16 protein-coding genes are annotated in these 15,443 nt (G+C 67.8%); 11 read left to right on the forward strand and 5 right to left on the reverse strand.

The window, feature by feature from the left end; all coding sequences use genetic code 11:
• Positions 1-394: 394 nt before the first annotated feature.
• The 7 genes from uraD (at position 395) to GD627_RS02465 (ending at position 7,448) form a co-directional block, all read left to right on the forward strand.
• On the forward strand, positions 395-937 hold the full coding sequence (gene uraD, locus GD627_RS02435; RefSeq protein WP_246165270.1) for a 2-oxo-4-hydroxy-4-carboxy-5-ureidoimidazoline decarboxylase: 543 nt from the start codon (positions 395-397) through the stop codon (positions 935-937).
• Complete coding sequence (gene uraH / locus GD627_RS02440; protein WP_152271211.1) at positions 934-1,275, forward strand: hydroxyisourate hydrolase; 342 nt, start codon at positions 934-936, stop codon at positions 1,273-1,275. Before uraD ends, uraH begins: the two co-directional genes overlap by 4 nt.
• Before the next feature lie 3 nt (positions 1,276-1,278).
• A complete protein-coding gene (gene pucL, locus GD627_RS02445; protein WP_425481872.1) occupies positions 1,279-2,214 on the forward strand; it encodes a factor-independent urate hydroxylase in 936 nt (311 codons plus the stop codon).
• Positions 2,214-3,533 (forward strand): DUF6986 family protein, encoded by a 1,320-nt coding sequence (locus GD627_RS02450; RefSeq protein ID WP_152271212.1) that lies wholly within the window; start codon positions 2,214-2,216, stop codon positions 3,531-3,533. The genes pucL and GD627_RS02450 overlap by 1 nt, the downstream gene beginning before the upstream one ends.
• On the forward strand, positions 3,530-4,354 hold the full coding sequence (locus tag GD627_RS02455) for a bifunctional allantoicase/(S)-ureidoglycine aminohydrolase (RefSeq protein ID WP_152271213.1): 825 nt from the start codon (positions 3,530-3,532) through the stop codon (positions 4,352-4,354). The genes GD627_RS02450 and GD627_RS02455 overlap by 4 nt, the downstream gene beginning before the upstream one ends.
• Before the next feature lie 47 nt (positions 4,355-4,401).
• Positions 4,402-6,519, forward strand: coding sequence for an allantoinase AllB (gene allB / locus GD627_RS17010; protein ID WP_425481889.1), 2,118 nt, complete (start codon positions 4,402-4,404; stop codon positions 6,517-6,519).
• Positions 6,520-6,602: 83 nt separating this feature from the next.
• Positions 6,603-7,448 (forward strand): HpcH/HpaI aldolase/citrate lyase family protein, encoded by an 846-nt coding sequence (locus GD627_RS02465; protein ID WP_152271215.1) that lies wholly within the window; start codon positions 6,603-6,605, stop codon positions 7,446-7,448.
• Here the strand turns inward: GD627_RS02465 and GD627_RS02470 are convergent.
• From GD627_RS02470 to GD627_RS02480, 3 genes are all read right to left on the reverse strand, one after another.
• On the reverse strand, positions 7,445-8,032 hold the full coding sequence (locus tag GD627_RS02470) for a dienelactone hydrolase family protein (protein WP_152271216.1): 588 nt from the start codon (positions 8,030-8,032) through the stop codon (positions 7,445-7,447). The two genes, GD627_RS02465 and GD627_RS02470, sit on opposite strands and share 4 nt — an antisense overlap.
• A 9-nt stretch (positions 8,033-8,041) precedes the next feature.
• Positions 8,042-8,509 (reverse strand): ribonuclease E activity regulator RraA, encoded by a 468-nt coding sequence (gene rraA, locus GD627_RS02475; protein WP_146360401.1) that lies wholly within the window; start codon positions 8,507-8,509, stop codon positions 8,042-8,044.
• Positions 8,510-8,582: 73 nt separating this feature from the next.
• A complete protein-coding gene (locus GD627_RS02480) occupies positions 8,583-9,149 on the reverse strand; it encodes a TetR/AcrR family transcriptional regulator (protein WP_146360403.1) in 567 nt (188 codons plus the stop codon).
• Positions 9,150-9,262: 113 nt separating this feature from the next.
• Here GD627_RS02480 and GD627_RS02485 point away from each other — a divergent pair, with 113 nt between their 5' ends.
• The gene (locus GD627_RS02485) at positions 9,263-10,801 is read left to right on the forward strand and encodes an MFS transporter (RefSeq protein ID WP_425481873.1); all 1,539 of its coding nucleotides are present in this window, start codon (positions 9,263-9,265) and stop codon (positions 10,799-10,801) included.
• On the opposite strand, the gene GD627_RS02490 is transcribed toward GD627_RS02485, so the two are convergent.
• The gene (locus GD627_RS02490) at positions 10,798-11,238 is read right to left on the reverse strand and encodes a universal stress protein (protein ID WP_146360405.1); all 441 of its coding nucleotides are present in this window, start codon (positions 11,236-11,238) and stop codon (positions 10,798-10,800) included. The genes GD627_RS02485 and GD627_RS02490 overlap by 4 nt on opposite strands.
• A 273-nt stretch (positions 11,239-11,511) precedes the next feature.
• On the opposite strand from GD627_RS02490, the gene GD627_RS02495 reads away from it, so the two are divergent.
• Positions 11,512-12,420 carry an SDR family oxidoreductase gene (locus tag GD627_RS02495; RefSeq protein WP_152271217.1) on the forward strand — a complete coding sequence of 303 codons (909 nt, stop codon included), beginning with the start codon at positions 11,512-11,514 and terminating at the stop codon, positions 12,418-12,420.
• Positions 12,421-12,822: 402 nt separating this feature from the next.
• Here GD627_RS02495 and GD627_RS02500 read toward each other — a convergent pair whose 3' ends face one another.
• Entirely contained in the window at positions 12,823-13,881 is a 1,059-nt protein-coding gene (locus GD627_RS02500; protein WP_152271218.1) for a YrzE family protein, read from the reverse strand.
• Between the two features lie 197 nt (positions 13,882-14,078).
• Between GD627_RS02500 and GD627_RS02505 the strand changes: the two genes are divergently transcribed.
• Together GD627_RS02505 and GD627_RS02510 are read left to right on the forward strand one after the other, a co-directional pair.
• On the forward strand, positions 14,079-14,579 hold the full coding sequence (locus GD627_RS02505; protein ID WP_146360411.1) for a DUF456 domain-containing protein: 501 nt from the start codon (positions 14,079-14,081) through the stop codon (positions 14,577-14,579).
• 64 nt (positions 14,580-14,643) lie between these two features.
• Positions 14,644-15,396 carry a class I SAM-dependent methyltransferase gene (locus GD627_RS02510; RefSeq protein WP_210250439.1) on the forward strand — a complete coding sequence of 251 codons (753 nt, stop codon included), beginning with the start codon at positions 14,644-14,646 and terminating at the stop codon, positions 15,394-15,396.
• Positions 15,397-15,443: the final 47 nt, after the last annotated feature.

Below are 15,443 nucleotides of genomic sequence, written 5' to 3' on the forward strand. Positions count from 1 at the left end.
CAGGAAAATGACAGATTACACAAGTGCATTACCGGAATACTGCTTTCCCGGCTGGAAAAGAATGCCATTCCAATACCTGGAAAGCAGGGTGTTTATCCGTAATGGCCCCGGTAATTGCAGGGAAGCGTACCACGGGGTTTGGGCCAAGGGGATACCCCGCGGAAGGGTGAACCGTTTCACCGCGGGGGTCTCCTGCGGGCGCCGGGTCTCTTCGTCATACGGCTGCGACGCGCCTTATTCCACCGCAGACAGATTCCTTGACAGACACCGCAGCGGCGCAGAGACTGTCTCAAATATCAGTTCCGTTCCCGAACATCGAATCAAGTCGGCCCCGCCGATGGTCAAGGGTGTCCAGCGCCGGCGGCGGAAGAGCTCTGACCGAAAGCTGACACCCGTGCCACCACAAGACACACCACCACAAGACACGCTCCCCGAAGCACCGGACTTCCTCACCGCGTTCAACGCCGCCTCCCGGAAAGATGCGGAGGCAATGCTGCGCCCCTGCGCCGACATTCCCCGCTGGTGCAATGAAGTGGCGGCTGCCCGTCCGTTCGCCACGGCCGGGGAACTGCTGAGCTTCGCCGAACTCGCCGCCCCGGACTTCACCGAAACCGAGATCGACGCCGCCCTGGCCCGGCACCCGCGCATCGGCGACAGGCCGGAAGGCTCCGGAACGGAAGCCAGCCTCTCCTGCACCGAGCAGGAATCCGTGACCGGGCTGGAACACGTCCAGGACCGGTTGCACGCCGGCAACCGGGCGTATGAAGACCGGTTCGGCCGGGTTTTTCTCATCCGTGCTGCCGGCCGCAGCGCCGAGGACATCCTCACCGTCCTCGAAGAGCGGCTGCAGCACACCGACACCGAGGAGATCCCGGTCATCGCGGCCCAGCTGCGCGACATTGCCATCCTCCGGCTCGAAGGACTGCTGAGCACATGAGCGGCAGCCATGTCACCACCCACATCCTGGACACCGCCGCCGGAAGGCCCGCCTCCGGCGTCGCCGTTTCCCTGTGGTCCCTGCACAACGGCGGGCAGACCCGGGTCGGGGAGGGAACCACGGACGGGGACGGACGGATCGGCAGCCTCGGACCGGCGCAGCTGCAGCCGGGCACCTACCGGATCGACTTCGCCACCGGGGACTACTTCGCGGCCGCCGGAACCGAGACCTTTTTCCCCAGCGTCTCCCTGACCTTTCGCCTCACCGACCCGGGCCAGCACTACCACGTGCCGCTGCTGCTGAGTCCGTTTGCCTACTCCACCTACCGAGGAAGCTGAGCCATGACAGAAGCAATGCAGGCCCCGGCGGGGGAAAGCACGGATGCTCCGAGGATCGTGCTCGGCCGCAACCAGTACGGCAAGGCCGAAATCCGGCTGGTAAAGGTCACCCGCGACACCGCCCGGCATTCCCTTGAGGACCTCAGCATCACCTCGCAGCTGCACGGGGACTTCGACGCAGCCCACACCCAGGGGGACAACGCCCATGTGGTGGCCACCGATACGCAGAAGAACACCGTCTACGCTTTCGCGCGCGACGGCGTCGGCTCGCCCGAGGCATTCCTGCTGCGCCTGGAACAGCACTTCACAGCCGGATTCGAGTGGGTCACCGGCGGGCGCTGGGCCGCGGAACAGTACTTCTGGAACCGGATCAGCGGCCACGACCACGCCTTCGCCAAGGACAAATCGGAAATCCGCACCGCCCTCCTGCTGTCCGTGGGCGGCGGGCGGCAGCTGGTCTCCGGAATCAGCGGCCTGACGGTGCTGAAAAGCACCGGCTCCGAGTTCCACGGCTTCCCGCGGGACCGGTACACCACCCTGGCCGAAACCACGGACCGGATCCTGGCCACCGATGTCACGGCCAAATGGCGCTACGCGCCGGAGACGGATCTGTCCGCCCTGGATTTCAATGCCCTCTACGCCTCCGCGCGGACCCTGCTCCTGGATGCCTTCGCCGGCACGCACTCCCTGGCACTGCAGCAGAGCATGTATGAAATGGGCAAAGCCGTGATTGCCGCCCATCCGGAGATCGTGGAGGTGCGCCTTTCCCTGCCGAACAACCATCACTTCCTGGTGGACCTGGCGCCGTTTGGCCTGGACAACCCCAACGAGGTGTTCTTCGCCGCGGACCGGCCCTACGGACTGATCGAGGCATCCGTGCTGCGGGAGGGCACGGACCCCGAGGCGCACGTCTGGAACACCGTGGGCGGATTCTGCTGATGTCCCCTCGGTCCGGTTCCCACCTGCCCCACCCCGTCCTCGGCGCCGACCATCTGGCCCGGCTGGAGGCCATCCTGACGGATACCGACCGGCTGCTCGCCGCCGCCTATCCGGGCGACGGCGGCTCCCGCCAGCCCGTCCACACCGTCTACATTCCGGCCGACCGTTGTCTGCCCGCGTTGCCCGGAACCTGGGGCGAGGACGCGCTGGCCGCCCTGGCGGCGTACGGATCCCTGGCCGAGCTGGCGGACCGGCTGGGCCTCGACCCGGACGTGGCCGGCGCCGTCGTGCCGCTGGTGGAGGCGAAGCTGCGCACCGAACCCATCGAGGACCTGCGCCTGGACTTCGAGGACGGCTACGGCATCCGGCCCGACGCCGAGGAAGACGGCCACGCCCGGCAGGCCGCCGCCGCGGTGGCCGGGGCCGTGGCCGCCGGCACCGCCCCGCCGTTTGTCGGTATCCGGTTCAAGTCCTTCGAAGCCGCCACCCGGGACCGCGGCGTCCGCACCCTGGACCTGTTCCTCGCCGGGCTGCTTGCAGCCGGGGACCTGCCGGACGGGCTGGTGCTGACCCTGCCCAAGGTGTCCACCGTGGAACAGGTCGAGGCCATGGTCTACGTCTGTGAACTGCTCGAGGACGCCCACGGCCTGCCCGAGGGGCGGCTGCGGTTCGAGGTGCAGGTGGAAACCCCGCAGCTGGTCCTGGCCGCCAACGGCACGGTGCCCGCGGCGCAGCTGATCCACCGGGCCAAGGGCCGGGTCTCGGCGCTGCACTACGGAACCTATGACTACAGCGATGCTGTGCAGGTGGCCGCCCCGTACCAGTCCATGGACCACCCCGCCGCGGACTACGCCAAAGCCGTGATGCAGGTGGCCGCCGCCGGCACCGGCGTCCGGCTTTCGGACGGTTCCACCAACATCCTGCCGCTGGGCACACCGGAGGAAATCCGCTCCGCCTGGCAGCTGCATGCCCGGCTGGTGCGCCGCTCCCTGGAACGCGGTTTCTACCAGGGCTGGGACCTGCATCCGGCGCAGCTGCCCACCCGCTTCCTGGCCACGTACGCCTTTTACCGGGAAGGGTTCGACGCCGCCGCATCGCGCCTGCGCAATTACGCGCAGCACCGTGCGGGCAGCGTGCTCGACGAACCGGCCACGGCCCGCGCGCTGGCCCGCTTTGTGCGCCGCGGCCTGCTCTGCGGTGCACTGACCGGTGCAGAGATTGAACACGGCACCGGGCTCAGCGGCGTCGAGCTTGCAGCCCTCGCCCATCCAGGAGCTCATTCCTCCGCCTCCGCCGCCGACGAAAAGGTCCAACAGTGAATAACCCCCGCTACTACGCCCCCGAGGGCGGCCTGCCTGCCCAGACCGATCTGCTCACCGGCCGGGCTGTGGTCACCGAGGCCTACACCGTGATTCCCCGCGGCGTACTGCGGGACATCGTGGTCAGCGTGCTGCCCGAATGGACCGAGACCCGCACCTGGATCCTCAACCGGCCCGTGGCCGGCGGCGCCGTCACTTTTGCGCAGTACCTGATGGAGGTGGCACCGGGCGGCGGTTCCCGGGCGCCCGAACCGGAACTTGAAGTGCAGTCCTTCATTTTCGTCCTCGAGGGCACCCTGACCGTGCGCCGGCTGGGACGGGACCATGAACTGACCCCGGGCGGCTTCGCCTACCTGCCGCCGGAAACGCTGTGGGGAGCATTCAACGAGGGGCAGGAAACGGTGAAATTCGCCTGGATCCGCAAGGCCTACCAGCCGCTCGTGGGACATACTCCGGCCCCGGTGTTCGGCAACGAGGCCGACATCACGCCGACGCCGATGCCCGGCACCGACAACAAATGGCGCACCACCCGGATGATCCCCGTGGACGACGTCGCCTATGACATGCACGTCAACGTAGTGACCTTCGAACCCGGCGCCGTGATTCCCTTCGCCGAAACCCACGTGATGGAGCACGGGCTGTATGTGCTCGAGGGCAAGGCCGTGTACCGGCTCAACCAGGACTGGGTGGAAGTGGAGGAGGGGGATTACCTGTCCCTGCGCGCCTTTTGCCCGCAGGCCTGTTACGCCGGCGGACCCTCGAACTTCCGCTACCTGCTGTACAAGGACGTGAACCGCCAGGTCCGGCTGGGAAGCCGGTGATGGTTCCCGAGGGCGGCGCCCGCGCCGGATACTCCGTGAACTGCTCCATGCTGTTCACCGAACTCCCGCTGCTGGAACGTCCCGCCGCCGCCCGGGCCGCCGGCTTCGACACGGTGGAGTTCTGGTGGCCGTTTGCCGAACCGGTGCCTCCGGCGGCAGAGGTGGCGGACTTTGAGACGGCCATCCGCGACGCCGGCGTGCGCCTGGGTGCCCTGAACTTCGCCGCTGGAACCATGCCTGAGGGCGAACGCGGCCTGCTGTCCCTACCGGACCGCGGTGCCGACTTCCGTGCCAATGTGCAGGTGGTTGCCGGCATCGGGCAGCGGCTGGGCTGCCGGCTCTTCAACGCGCTGTACGGCAACCGGTCCGCGTCCTACCGCCCGGAGGAACAGGACAAGGAAGCACAGCGGAACCTGCTGGAGGCGGCCCGTGCCGTCGCACCCTTCGGCGGGACCATCCTCCTGGAACCGCTCAGCGGTGCTCCGGATTATCCGCTGCGCACCGCTGCGGACGTGTTCGCCGTCCTGGACCGGGTGCACCGGGCCGGGGCGCCCAATGCGGCACTGCTGGCCGATTTCTACCATCTGGCGGTGAACGGCGACGACGTCGGGGCGCTGGCGGCGGCCGATGCCGGCCGGTTCGGGCACGTCCAGATTGCCGATGCTCCCGGCCGCGGAGCGCCCGGCACCGGAACCCTTCCCCTGGCGGACTGGGTCCGGGTGATCCGCAGCGGCGGATACCGCGGGGAGGTGGCGCTGGAATACTTCGCGCCCGCCGAGTCCGCTTTCGACTGGCTGGACTCGCCGGGGCCGGATTCCTCAGCAGCCCGCCCTGCGGAGCGCTACGACCTGGTGATCCGCAGCAACGCCGTCCTCACTCCCGAAGGAATCACCCCCGCTGAGGTGGGAGTGCGGGACGGGGTGATTGCCGCCGTCGTCCCGCTGGGCACCGGGCTGGCGGGGGAGCGGCTGCTGGAACTGGCCGGGGATGAAACCTTGCTGCCCGGGCTGGTGGACACCCATGTACACGTGAATGAGCCGGGCCGCACCGAGTGGGAGGGGTTCGCTTCGGCCACCCGGGCGGCGGCGGCGGGCGGCGTGACCACGCTGATCGACATGCCGCTGAACAGCATCCCGCCCACCGTGACCGTGGACGCGCTGGAAGCGAAGCAGACGTGCGCAGCCCCGCAGGCCGCCGTCGACGTCGGGTTCTGGGGCGGAGCCGTTCCCGGAAACGAAGCGGATCTGCGTCCCCTGCATGACGCCGGCGTCTTCGGCTTCAAATGCTTCCTGGTCCACTCCGGCGTCGACGAATTCCCGTACCTGGAACCGGCGGAAATGGAAACCGTCCTCGCCGAACTGAAGACCTTCGACGCCCTGCTGCTGGTCCACGCCGAGGATCCCGCCGCCATCCTGCCCGCTCCCGCCGGCCCGCAGTACGCCGGCTTCCTGGCCTCCCGGCCGCCGTCCGCGGAAAACAGCGCCGTCGGACAGGTCATCGAGGCCGGGCGGCGGACCGGGGCACGGGCGCACATCCTGCACCTGTCCTCCGCCGAAGCGCTGCCCCTGATCCGTGCGGCAAAGGACGACGGCGTCCGCCTCACCGCCGAGACCTGCCCGCACTACCTGACGCTGACGGCAGAGGAGATTCCCGACGGCGCCACCGCGTTCAAGTGCTGCCCGCCCATCCGCGGGGACGCCAACCGGGAACAGCTCTGGGCCGGTCTGGCGGACGGGACCATCGACTGCATCGTGTCTGACCATTCGCCCAGCACCCTGGACCTGAAGGACCTCGGGCGAGGGGACTTCAGTGTTGCCTGGGGCGGGGTGTCCTCGCTGCAGCTGGGCCTGCCGCTGATCTGGACCGAGGCCCGTGCCCGGGGAATTCCGCTGGAGCGGGCGCTGCACTGGATGTCCGCGGCGCCGGCGGAACTGGCCGGCCTGGACCGGAAGGGCGGCATTGTGCCGGGTAAGGATGCCGACTTCGCGGTCTTCGCGGCCGGAGACACCTTCACCGTGGATCCGGCCGCCCTGCAGCATCGCAACCCGGTCACGCCGTACGCGGGGAAGCATCTCACCGGCGTCGTGCGTCGGACGCTGCTGGCCGGAGTCGACGTCGATCCGGGGGCACCTGCAGGCCGGCTGCTGCGCCGGGGCGAGGCGTAGGGGTGACGCTGATTCGGGTGACAGCGGCCACATGAGCCCGTCGCATTTTCGGAACGGCCAGCCCTGAAAGTAATGTCGTATTCATGGCACCCTTCCGAAACAGCCGCGCCGCTGCCCTTCCCGCAAAACTCTCCCGCTCCTGGCTGCTGGCATCCGCCGCAGATGAAGCGAATTTTGCACCGGCGCTGGCGTCCGAGGCCGATTCGGTGGTCTTCGACATGGAGGACGCCGTCCCCGCCGGAGGCAAGGCCGAAGCCCGCGAACGGGTGGTTGAGGCACTGTCCACCGGCATGACCGCGTGGGTACGCGTCAACGGCATCGAAACCGATTACTGGGCTGACGATCTCGCGGCCCTCTCGAAGGCACCGGGCCTGCGCGGCGTGATGCTCGCGATGACCGAAAAGCCCGAGCAGGTCACGCACACCGCCATGCGCCTGCAGGCCGGCACCCCGGTCCTGGCCCTGGTGGAATCGGCCCTCGGCATCGAGAACGCCACCGCCATCGCCAGCGCACCGGGCACGTTCCGCCTCGCATTCGGCGTCGGCGATTTCCGCCGCGATACCGGTGCCTCGGATGATCCGATGGCCCTGGCCTACGCCCGCTCCAAGCTCGTGGTCGCCTCCCGCGTGGGCCAGCTGCCCGGCCCGATCGACGGACCCACCGTGGGTGCGCTGGGCGAGAAGCTGCTGGACGCCTGCAAGGTCACCCAGAGCATGGGCATGACCGGCAAGCTGTGCCTGATGCCCGAGGCCACGGACTTCATCAACCAGGGACTCTCACCCAGCGATTCGGAAATCACCTGGGCCCACGAGCTGCTGGAGGCGCACGCGGCCGGTGCCGTGGTGGGCGACGGATCCTACCTGCCGCGCCTGGCCCGTGCCCAGAAGATCTCCTCGCTGGCGGACTCCTACGGACTCTGGAACGCCTAGGCGGGTTTGTCTGCCCGCTCCAGCAGCTGGAGCACCAGCCGGGTGAGCGTGAACGCCGCGTCCATGTCGTAATCCGGCAGGCTGATGTCCGCGAACAGGTGCGAGGCACCCATGTAGAGGAAAAGGTCGGCGTCCGGCGTGGATGCGGCCAGGTTCTCCGCGGCGTCGAGGTCACCGCTGTCGACGAATTCCTCATCGGCGTCCATGCCGTGGATCTGCACCGGCACCCCGGCGGGCCAGGTATCCCCGAACATGCCCAGGGGTGCGCAGCCGCTGACCAGAACTGCACCCTTGGCGCCCGGACGGGTCTGGGCCAGCCGCTGGGCAGGCATCACGCCAAGCGAGAAGCCGATATAGACCATCTCCGGCGGGAAGCGCTCCGCGACTGCGACCCCTGCCTCTTCGACCGTGTCCATGCCGATGTCCTGCAGGTACTCCAGACCGTCCGCCAGTTCCGTGAAGGTATGCCCGTCATACAGGTCCGGCACGGTGACCGTGTGCCCGGCCTCGCGCAGGACCTCGGCAAAGGCATCCATGCCCGCCGTGAGGCCCTGCGCATGGTGGAAAAGCAGGACATTGGCCATGGGGATCTCCTAGGGCTCGACGAGAATGCCGTCCTCGTCCGCATACAGCACCGCGCCGGGGCGGAAGGTGACACCGCCGAACTCTACGGGCACATCCACCTCACCGACAGAGTCCTTGGCGCTCTTGCGCGGATTCGAGCCCAGCGCCTTCACGCCCAGCGGCAGCTTGGCGACGGCGGCGCGGTCACGGATGGCGCCGTTGATAACGACGCCGGCCCAGCCGTTTTCGACGGCGGCCCCGGCAATCAGGTCCCCCATCAATGCGGTGTTCAGCGACCCGGCGCCGTCGACCACCAGCACCGCGCCCTCGCCCGGGGAGTTCAGCAGGGACTTGATGATGCCGTTGTCCTCCAGGCAGCGAACAGTGCGGATGGGGCCGGTGAAGCCCACGTGCCCGCCCAGGTCCTGGAACTGCAGGGACACCGAGGCCAGCTCGTCGCCGCGTTCGTCGTACAGGTCTGCTGTGCTGATTTCCATGCCACTACTGTGACAGGCAGCACACCGGATCAGCGACCGGCCACGCCGGACGCTGCCGGGGCCGGCGGGAAAGTTACGCCCGGGTCTGCCGGGCGTGGGACTTCAGCACATCCACGATTTCCAGCAGGTCCGCCACCGAATGCGGGCTGGAATCCCCGGTGGCCTGCGGCCAGCCGCCGGGCAGTCCCTCGTTGTAATAGAGGCCGTCGGCCAGCAGGGTGATTGCGCGGGCAATCCCGGGATCCCCCACCTCGTCGCGGACCAGGTCGAACCAGCTGCGGTGGATCTCCTGCAGCAGCTCCGATGCCACGGGGTCCGAAGCCTGGGCCAGGCGGACCACGCCGATCAGGGCACGGTCCAGCTCGCTGCCCACATACACGGAACCGCGGACCAGGTACCGGGACGGCCCTTCCGGATCCTCGCGCATGGTCTGAAGGTCCGCGGCGGCCAGGTGCCGGAGCTTTTCGATCAGCGCACCGGCCATCGCTTCCTTGTTCTTGAAGTGGTACAGCAGGCCGCCCTTGGAGACCTCGGCGCGGGCGACGACGGCATCGAGGGTGGCGCCGCGTGGGCCTTCATTGATGAGCAGCTCCTCGTAGGCATCGAGGATGCGGTCCCGGGCGGGACGAGTATTCGGCATGCTTTCACGCTACGCCATCTGCCCGCGGATCAGCCTCAATTTGGCACCGTACAGTCTAGACGGTACAGTAGCTAGGCAGGTCTTCTCCTGCCTAAAACCCGAATTGATCATCCTTGAAGGAGGAAGCTGTGCTGGCGGTCCAGGAAAAACCCGCAGTTACGCGTGCAGGAACGCGCGAATGGTGGGGACTCGCAGTCCTGATGCTGCCCGTTCTGCTCATCTCCATCGACAACAACGTCCTGAGCTTCGCCATCCCGTCGCTCTCGCAGGCGCTGGCACCCACCGGCGTCGAACTGTTGTGGATCGTGGACGTCTACGCCCTGGTCCTGGCCGGCCTGCTGGTGCCCATGGGCAGCCTCGGTGACCGAATCGGCCGGCTCCGCCTGCTGATGATCGGCAGCGTGGGCTTCGGCGTCTTCTCCCTGGTGGCGGCCTTTGCGCCCTCGGCTGCCCTGCTGATTGTGGCCCGTGCACTCATGGCCGTCTTCGGCGCCATGCTGATGCCCGCTACGCTGTCGCTGATCCGCAATATCTTCACCGACCCGTCCCAGCGCCGCATCGCGGTGGCCATCTGGGCGGCGGGCTTCTCTGGCGGTGCGGCCCTCGGCCCGATCGTCGGCGGCGTGCTGCTTGAGCACTTCTGGTGGGGCTCGGTGTTCCTGCTGTCCATTCCGGTGCTGCTGCCCCTGCTCATCTTCGCCCCGATGCTGCTGCCCGAATCCAAGGACCCCAGCCCCGGCACCGTCGACATCCTGGGTGTCGTGCTGGTCATGGGAGCAATGCTCTCGGTGACCTACGGCATCAAGGGGTTCGCGCACGACGGCGCGGCGACCGGCCTGCCGTTCATCGCCGTCGGGCTGGTGCTGGGCTTCCTGTTTGTGCGCCGCCAGCTCTCGCGGGAAAAGCCGATGCTGGACGTCCGGCTGTTCCGGAACCCGGTGTTCAGCGGTTCCATCGCCGCCAACCTGCTCAGCCTGTTTGCCATGGTGGGCTTCATTTTCTTCCTCTCCCAGCACCTGCAGCTGGTGGTCGGACAGACGCCTATCGAGGCGGGCCTGACCATGCTGCCCGGCCTGGTGCTGACGATCATCACCGGGCTGGCCGTGGTGCCCCTGGTGAAGCGGCTCCGTCCCGGAATTGTGGTGGCCGGCGGGCTGCTCTTCAACGCAGCCGGGTACGCCTTGGTCTTCGCTGCAGGGGAATCGGTGACCGTCCTGCAGCTGGTCATTGCGTTCCTGCTGCTCGGGGTGGGCGTGGGCGCAGCCGAAACCATTTCCAATGACCTGATCCTGGCGAGCGTGCCGCCGTCCCGGGCCGGATCCGCCTCGGCCATTTCCGAGACGGCCTACGAGATCGGATCCGTGCTGGGCACGGCCGTGCTCGGCAGCATCCTGACCGCCGCGTACCGCAACGGCGTCGACGTCCCCGCCGGGCTCAATCCCGAGCAGGCCGCCTCCGCCGGAGAAACCCTTGGCGGAGCTGTGGAAGCGGCCCGCGGCCTGCCGGCGGAAACCGGCTCAGCGCTGCTGCACTCCGCACAGTCCGCCTTCGACTCGGGCGTCAGCGTCACCACGCTGATCGGCGTGATCACCATGGTGCTGGCCGCCGCCGCTGCCGCCGTGCTGCTGCGCAGGGTTCCCGCGCACCGCTAGTCCCGGTGTGGACGGGCAATCAGCACGGGGCAATAGGCATGGGCCGCCACCGCGGTGCTGACCGAGCCGAGCAGGAGCCCGGCAAATCCGCCGCGTCCCCGGTTGCCCACCACTAGCATTTCCGCTCCGCGGCTGGCTTCAATCAGCACCCGGGCGCTTTGTCCGGCCACCGTCGATTGGGAAAGATCCTGCGGAACGCCGTCCTCGGCGAATGCCGCTTCCACGGCTTCGGCCAGCGCCCGCTCGGCCTCCACCCGCGGCGACCACTCGGTGGTGGGAAACGGCGTGGCCAGTAAGGCCGGATATTCCCACACGGTGACGGCTTCGATCCGGCACCCCAGCAGGTCTGCCAGCCTGCGCCCCAGGCGCAGGGCCTCCAGAGACTCCTCAGAGCCGTCCACGCCCACGACAATCCGGTTTCGGGTTCCCTGCGCCATGGCGCTCCTTCCAGGGGTCTGCACGATACCCAGCAGTCTGCGCTTCTCGAAGGCGTAACGGCCAGAGCAGCGCCGGTCAAAGGTCCTCGAACGGTGCATATGCGGCGGGAGCCCCACCTGTGGTGTCGCCGTGTTCCCGAACCCCGACTTGAGTTGGAACACCGCCCGGGCATAGGGTAATAAGCATGCTTACGTTAGCGTGAGCCCCCGCCTTTTACGGCGGTCCTGGCCGGACCGCCCGAATGGACTGACCTACCGAAAGTGGGAACTTCTATGACAAACGGCAACAAGACAGATCAGTACACCTTCCAGAACCCCGTGGACCGCTACCCGTCCATCGCTCCGCCCGTCCAGGACCAGTCGGAGCCCGGTCTCGACAAGGACATGGCCCCGCACGTGGACCACGGTGAGGACACCTACCGCGGCACCGGCCGGCTCGAGGGCCGCAAGGCACTTATCACCGGCGGCGACTCCGGCATCGGCGCCGCAGTGGCCATTGCCTTCGCCCGTGAAGGCGCCGACGTCGCCATCTCCTACCTCCCCGAGGAAGAGCCGGACGCCCAGCACATCGCCGAGGTGGTCGAGAAGACCGGACGCAAGCTCGTTCGGCTTCCCGGTGACCTGAAGGACCCTGAATACTGCATTCAGCTGGTAGAAGATGCGGTCTCCGCCCTGGGCGGGCTGGACATCCTGGTCAACAACGCCGGCAAGCAGGTTGCCGTGGAGAACCTCGAGGACCTGTCCGACGAGCAGCTGGACCACACCTTCAAGACGAACATCTACTCGTTCTTCCGGGTGACGAAAGCTGCGCTGAAGCACCTGCCGGCCGGATCCAGCATCATCAACACCACCTCCATCCAGGCGTACAACCCGTCCGCGGATCTGCTGGACTACGCCAGCACCAAGGCGGCCATCAACAACTTCACCAAGGGCCTGGGCCAGCAGCTGGCCCCCAAGGGCATCCGCGTGAACGCCGTGGCCCCGGGTCCGTTCTGGACTCCGCTGCAGCCCTCGGACGGACAGCAGAAGGACGCCCTGCCGACCTTCGGCCAGGACACTCCGCTGGGCCGTGCCGGCCAGCCGACCGAACTGGCTCCGGCCTACGTCTTCCTGGCGTCGCCGGAATCCAGCTACGTGATCGGCGAAACCCTGAACGTCAACGGCGGCACCCCCGCGCCGTAACCGTTTCGCTTGGCTAAACGCCTGAGGCCCCGCAATCGCGGGGCCTCAGGCGTTTAAGCTGCCGCAGAGCAGCTTCGTTCCCACACTCTGGGGCAGGTGTGACTGCTGGGGTCCCAGGAGTCACACCAGTATCACTGGGTGGGAAGTCCGGGTAGGAAATCTGCCGTTGGGAAGTCGGCCAGGTGGAAAGTCCTGCCGGTGGGAGCCCCCCGGGTGGGAAATCTGCCGTTGGGAAGTTCGCCGGGTGGAAAATCCTGCCGCTGGGGAAGTCGTCTGGGTGGGAAGTCCGCCCGGTGGGAAGTGGGCCGGTGACGCAGCCGGCGGAGGGGAATCAAAAAGGCGGCCGCTGCACCTCCCGGAAACCGGGGATGCAGCGGCCGCCTGGACCGTGGGGTCCGCGTGTTAGCGGACGGTCGCCTCTTCCGTGCGGTAGTCCGCACGGTCAATGCGCCGGTGGTAACGCATGCCGGCCAGGCCACCCAGGACGGCGCCCAGCAGGGTGGCAACAACGCTCGCGGCGACGGCAATCCAGGTACCGGCGTCCATGCCCTCCAGATCTTCCGGCAGCGGGGCAACCGAGTTCAGCTGGCTGATGCTGCGGATGTCGCTGCCGAAGATCAGGCCCAGGATAATGACGACGACGCCGGCCACCAGTGCCCAGAGCCAGACGGCCAGGCCCTGCTTGGCGCCGTTGAACCGGGCCATGCGGCCGGCAACGTACCCGCCGGCAAAGTAGGAGAGCACCAGGACCAGGAGCATGATGATCGCTCCGATGATGCCGGCGGACTGGTTGGCGGCGGCGGATTCCAGTGCCGCGCCCAGATCGGTTTCCGCCGAGACACCTACGGCAGCGCCGATGGCTGCGGCCAGTGCCGACAGCAGTACCACCATGCCCGTAGCGGTCAGCCAGCCAAAGAATGCCGAGCCGAACTTGAAGCCGCCGAAGCGTTCCTTTTCCCGGGCGAGCAGTGCTTCGCGGTTGGGCAGCGATGCTTCGCGGACGACGTCGTCCCGGTCCTCGGTCCGTCGGTCACTGTTCCGCTTGGCGCCGCGGTCATGCCGGTCGTTGCGGTCCTGACCGTCTTCATGCCGGTTAGCGTAGCCGTCAGCGTCTACGTCGCGATGGTCGCGCACGGCGGAGACCGATGCGGCGCCCCGGTGCTCGCCGGTGCCGGCTGCGGGGGAAGCCGCGACGGGTGCAACCCGGGTGCGGGTGTCTTCGGCGTCCTGCCCGGAGTTCGAACCGTAGGCCGGCGTCGTGTAGTCAGCTGCGTCGTCGTTGGCGTAGCCCGTGACGGGTTCGGCAGCGTGGCTGCCGGCGCCTCGTCCGGAGGCGTGCAGCGGAGCAGTGGGAGCCGCGGCGTCGGTGTCCATGGCCCGGGTGGCGGTGTCCTCCCGGTGGCCGTCTGCGGCGCCACGTCCGGTGTTGGAAGCGTTTGTGTTCCCTGGTTCGGTGCTCATTTACTGCTCTCCTGGTTCCGTCCGGTGAATCGGGCTGAAGATGCCACCTTATAAGCATCCTTAGTATTTCCTCCACCTGAGGGTCGCGTGGCTGCGGAATTCCGGCCGCTGGAACGCTCCGGTGGAGGAGGAACCATCCCAAACCACCCGGAATCCCAAATGCGCCGTTAGCGGAGGACCGGTGGAACACTGGGGGCATGGATCCTGACCTTCTTGTCACCCTCGCCGCCGCCGTGGTGATCGCCGTGGGCCTGATCGGCATTGTGGTGCCCGTGCTGCCGGGCAGCATCCTGATCATCGTTGCCCTGCTGGGCTGGGCCCTCGGGGTTCAGAGCGCTCCGGGCTGGTGGGCCTTCGGCATCGGCGGGGTGCTCCTCATAGCCGGCATGCTCGCCAGTGCCCTCCTCACCGGCCGGCGGCTGAAGGAACGGGAGATCCCCAAACGCTCCATCGTGGCCGGTGTGGGCGTAGGCATTGTCGGTATGTTCACCATCCCCGCCGTCGGTCTGTTCATCGGCTTCGCCGTCGGACTGCTCCTGAGCGAGTGGCTCCGCAAACGGGACCTGCCCACCGCCTGGTCCTCCAGCGTGGCGACCCTGAAGGCGATGGGCCTCGGAATTCTTGCAGAACTGGCGCTGGCCCTGACCGCGGGCGGACTTTGGGGCGGAGCTGTCTGGCTGCATTTCGCCACGCGGTAGTTCGACGACGACGGCGGCCCGCAGCGACCTGCCGGTCAGGCACAGCGGCCAGTAGGCTCTCGACATGAATGAGCCCCGAATCAACCGCCGTCTGCGGTCCGTCGATGACCTGCTGGAGCTGATGGACGGCCTCTTTGCCCAGGACGCGGTGCGCTGGACTGAAACCGCCGGAGGAGTCTGGTGGGACGGGTTTTACTCAGACAGGAACCGTTCCGTGCCGTTCTTTGCGGACAAACCGGACGAAAACCTGGCCGCACTGGTGCGGGACACCGTGCGTCCACCCTTCCGGGCCTTGGACCTCGGTTCCGGTCCGGGCCGCAACGCCCTGTTCCTCGCTGAAAAGGGCTGCACCGTCGACGCCGTGGATCTCTCGGCAAAGGCCGTGCAGTGGGGCCGGGAGCGGGCCCGGGACCGGAACCTCGAGGTCTCGTTCACCTGCGGGGACGCGTTTACGCTTCCGCCCGAGGCCCTCCCCGGACCCTACGGCCTGATTTACGATTCCGGCTGCCTCCACCACCTTCCGCCGCACCGCCGGATCAGCTACCTGCAGCTGCTGGAGCGAACGCTCGCTCCGGGCGGATACCTGGGCCTGGCCTGTTTCGCCAGCGGCCGGATGGGATCGGAGCTTCCCGATGATCAGCTGTACCGGAACGGACGCTTCGAAGCGGGCATCGCCTTCAGCCCGGCAGACCTTCGCTGGCTTTTCGAAGGTTTCGAAGAACTGGAGATCCGGCCCATGATTCCGCAAGGGAACGAATCGCCGCTGTTCGGCGAACCGTTCCTGCTCACGGCCCTTTTCCGCAAACCCGAGGCCTAGCGGCCGCCGGGGGAGCAGCGGCCCGGTGCCCGGACCCACCCTCACGC

It is taken from the genome of Arthrobacter yangruifuii (assembly GCF_009192775.1).
Lineage (GTDB): Bacteria > Actinomycetota > Actinomycetes > Actinomycetales > Micrococcaceae > Arthrobacter_B > Arthrobacter_B yangruifuii.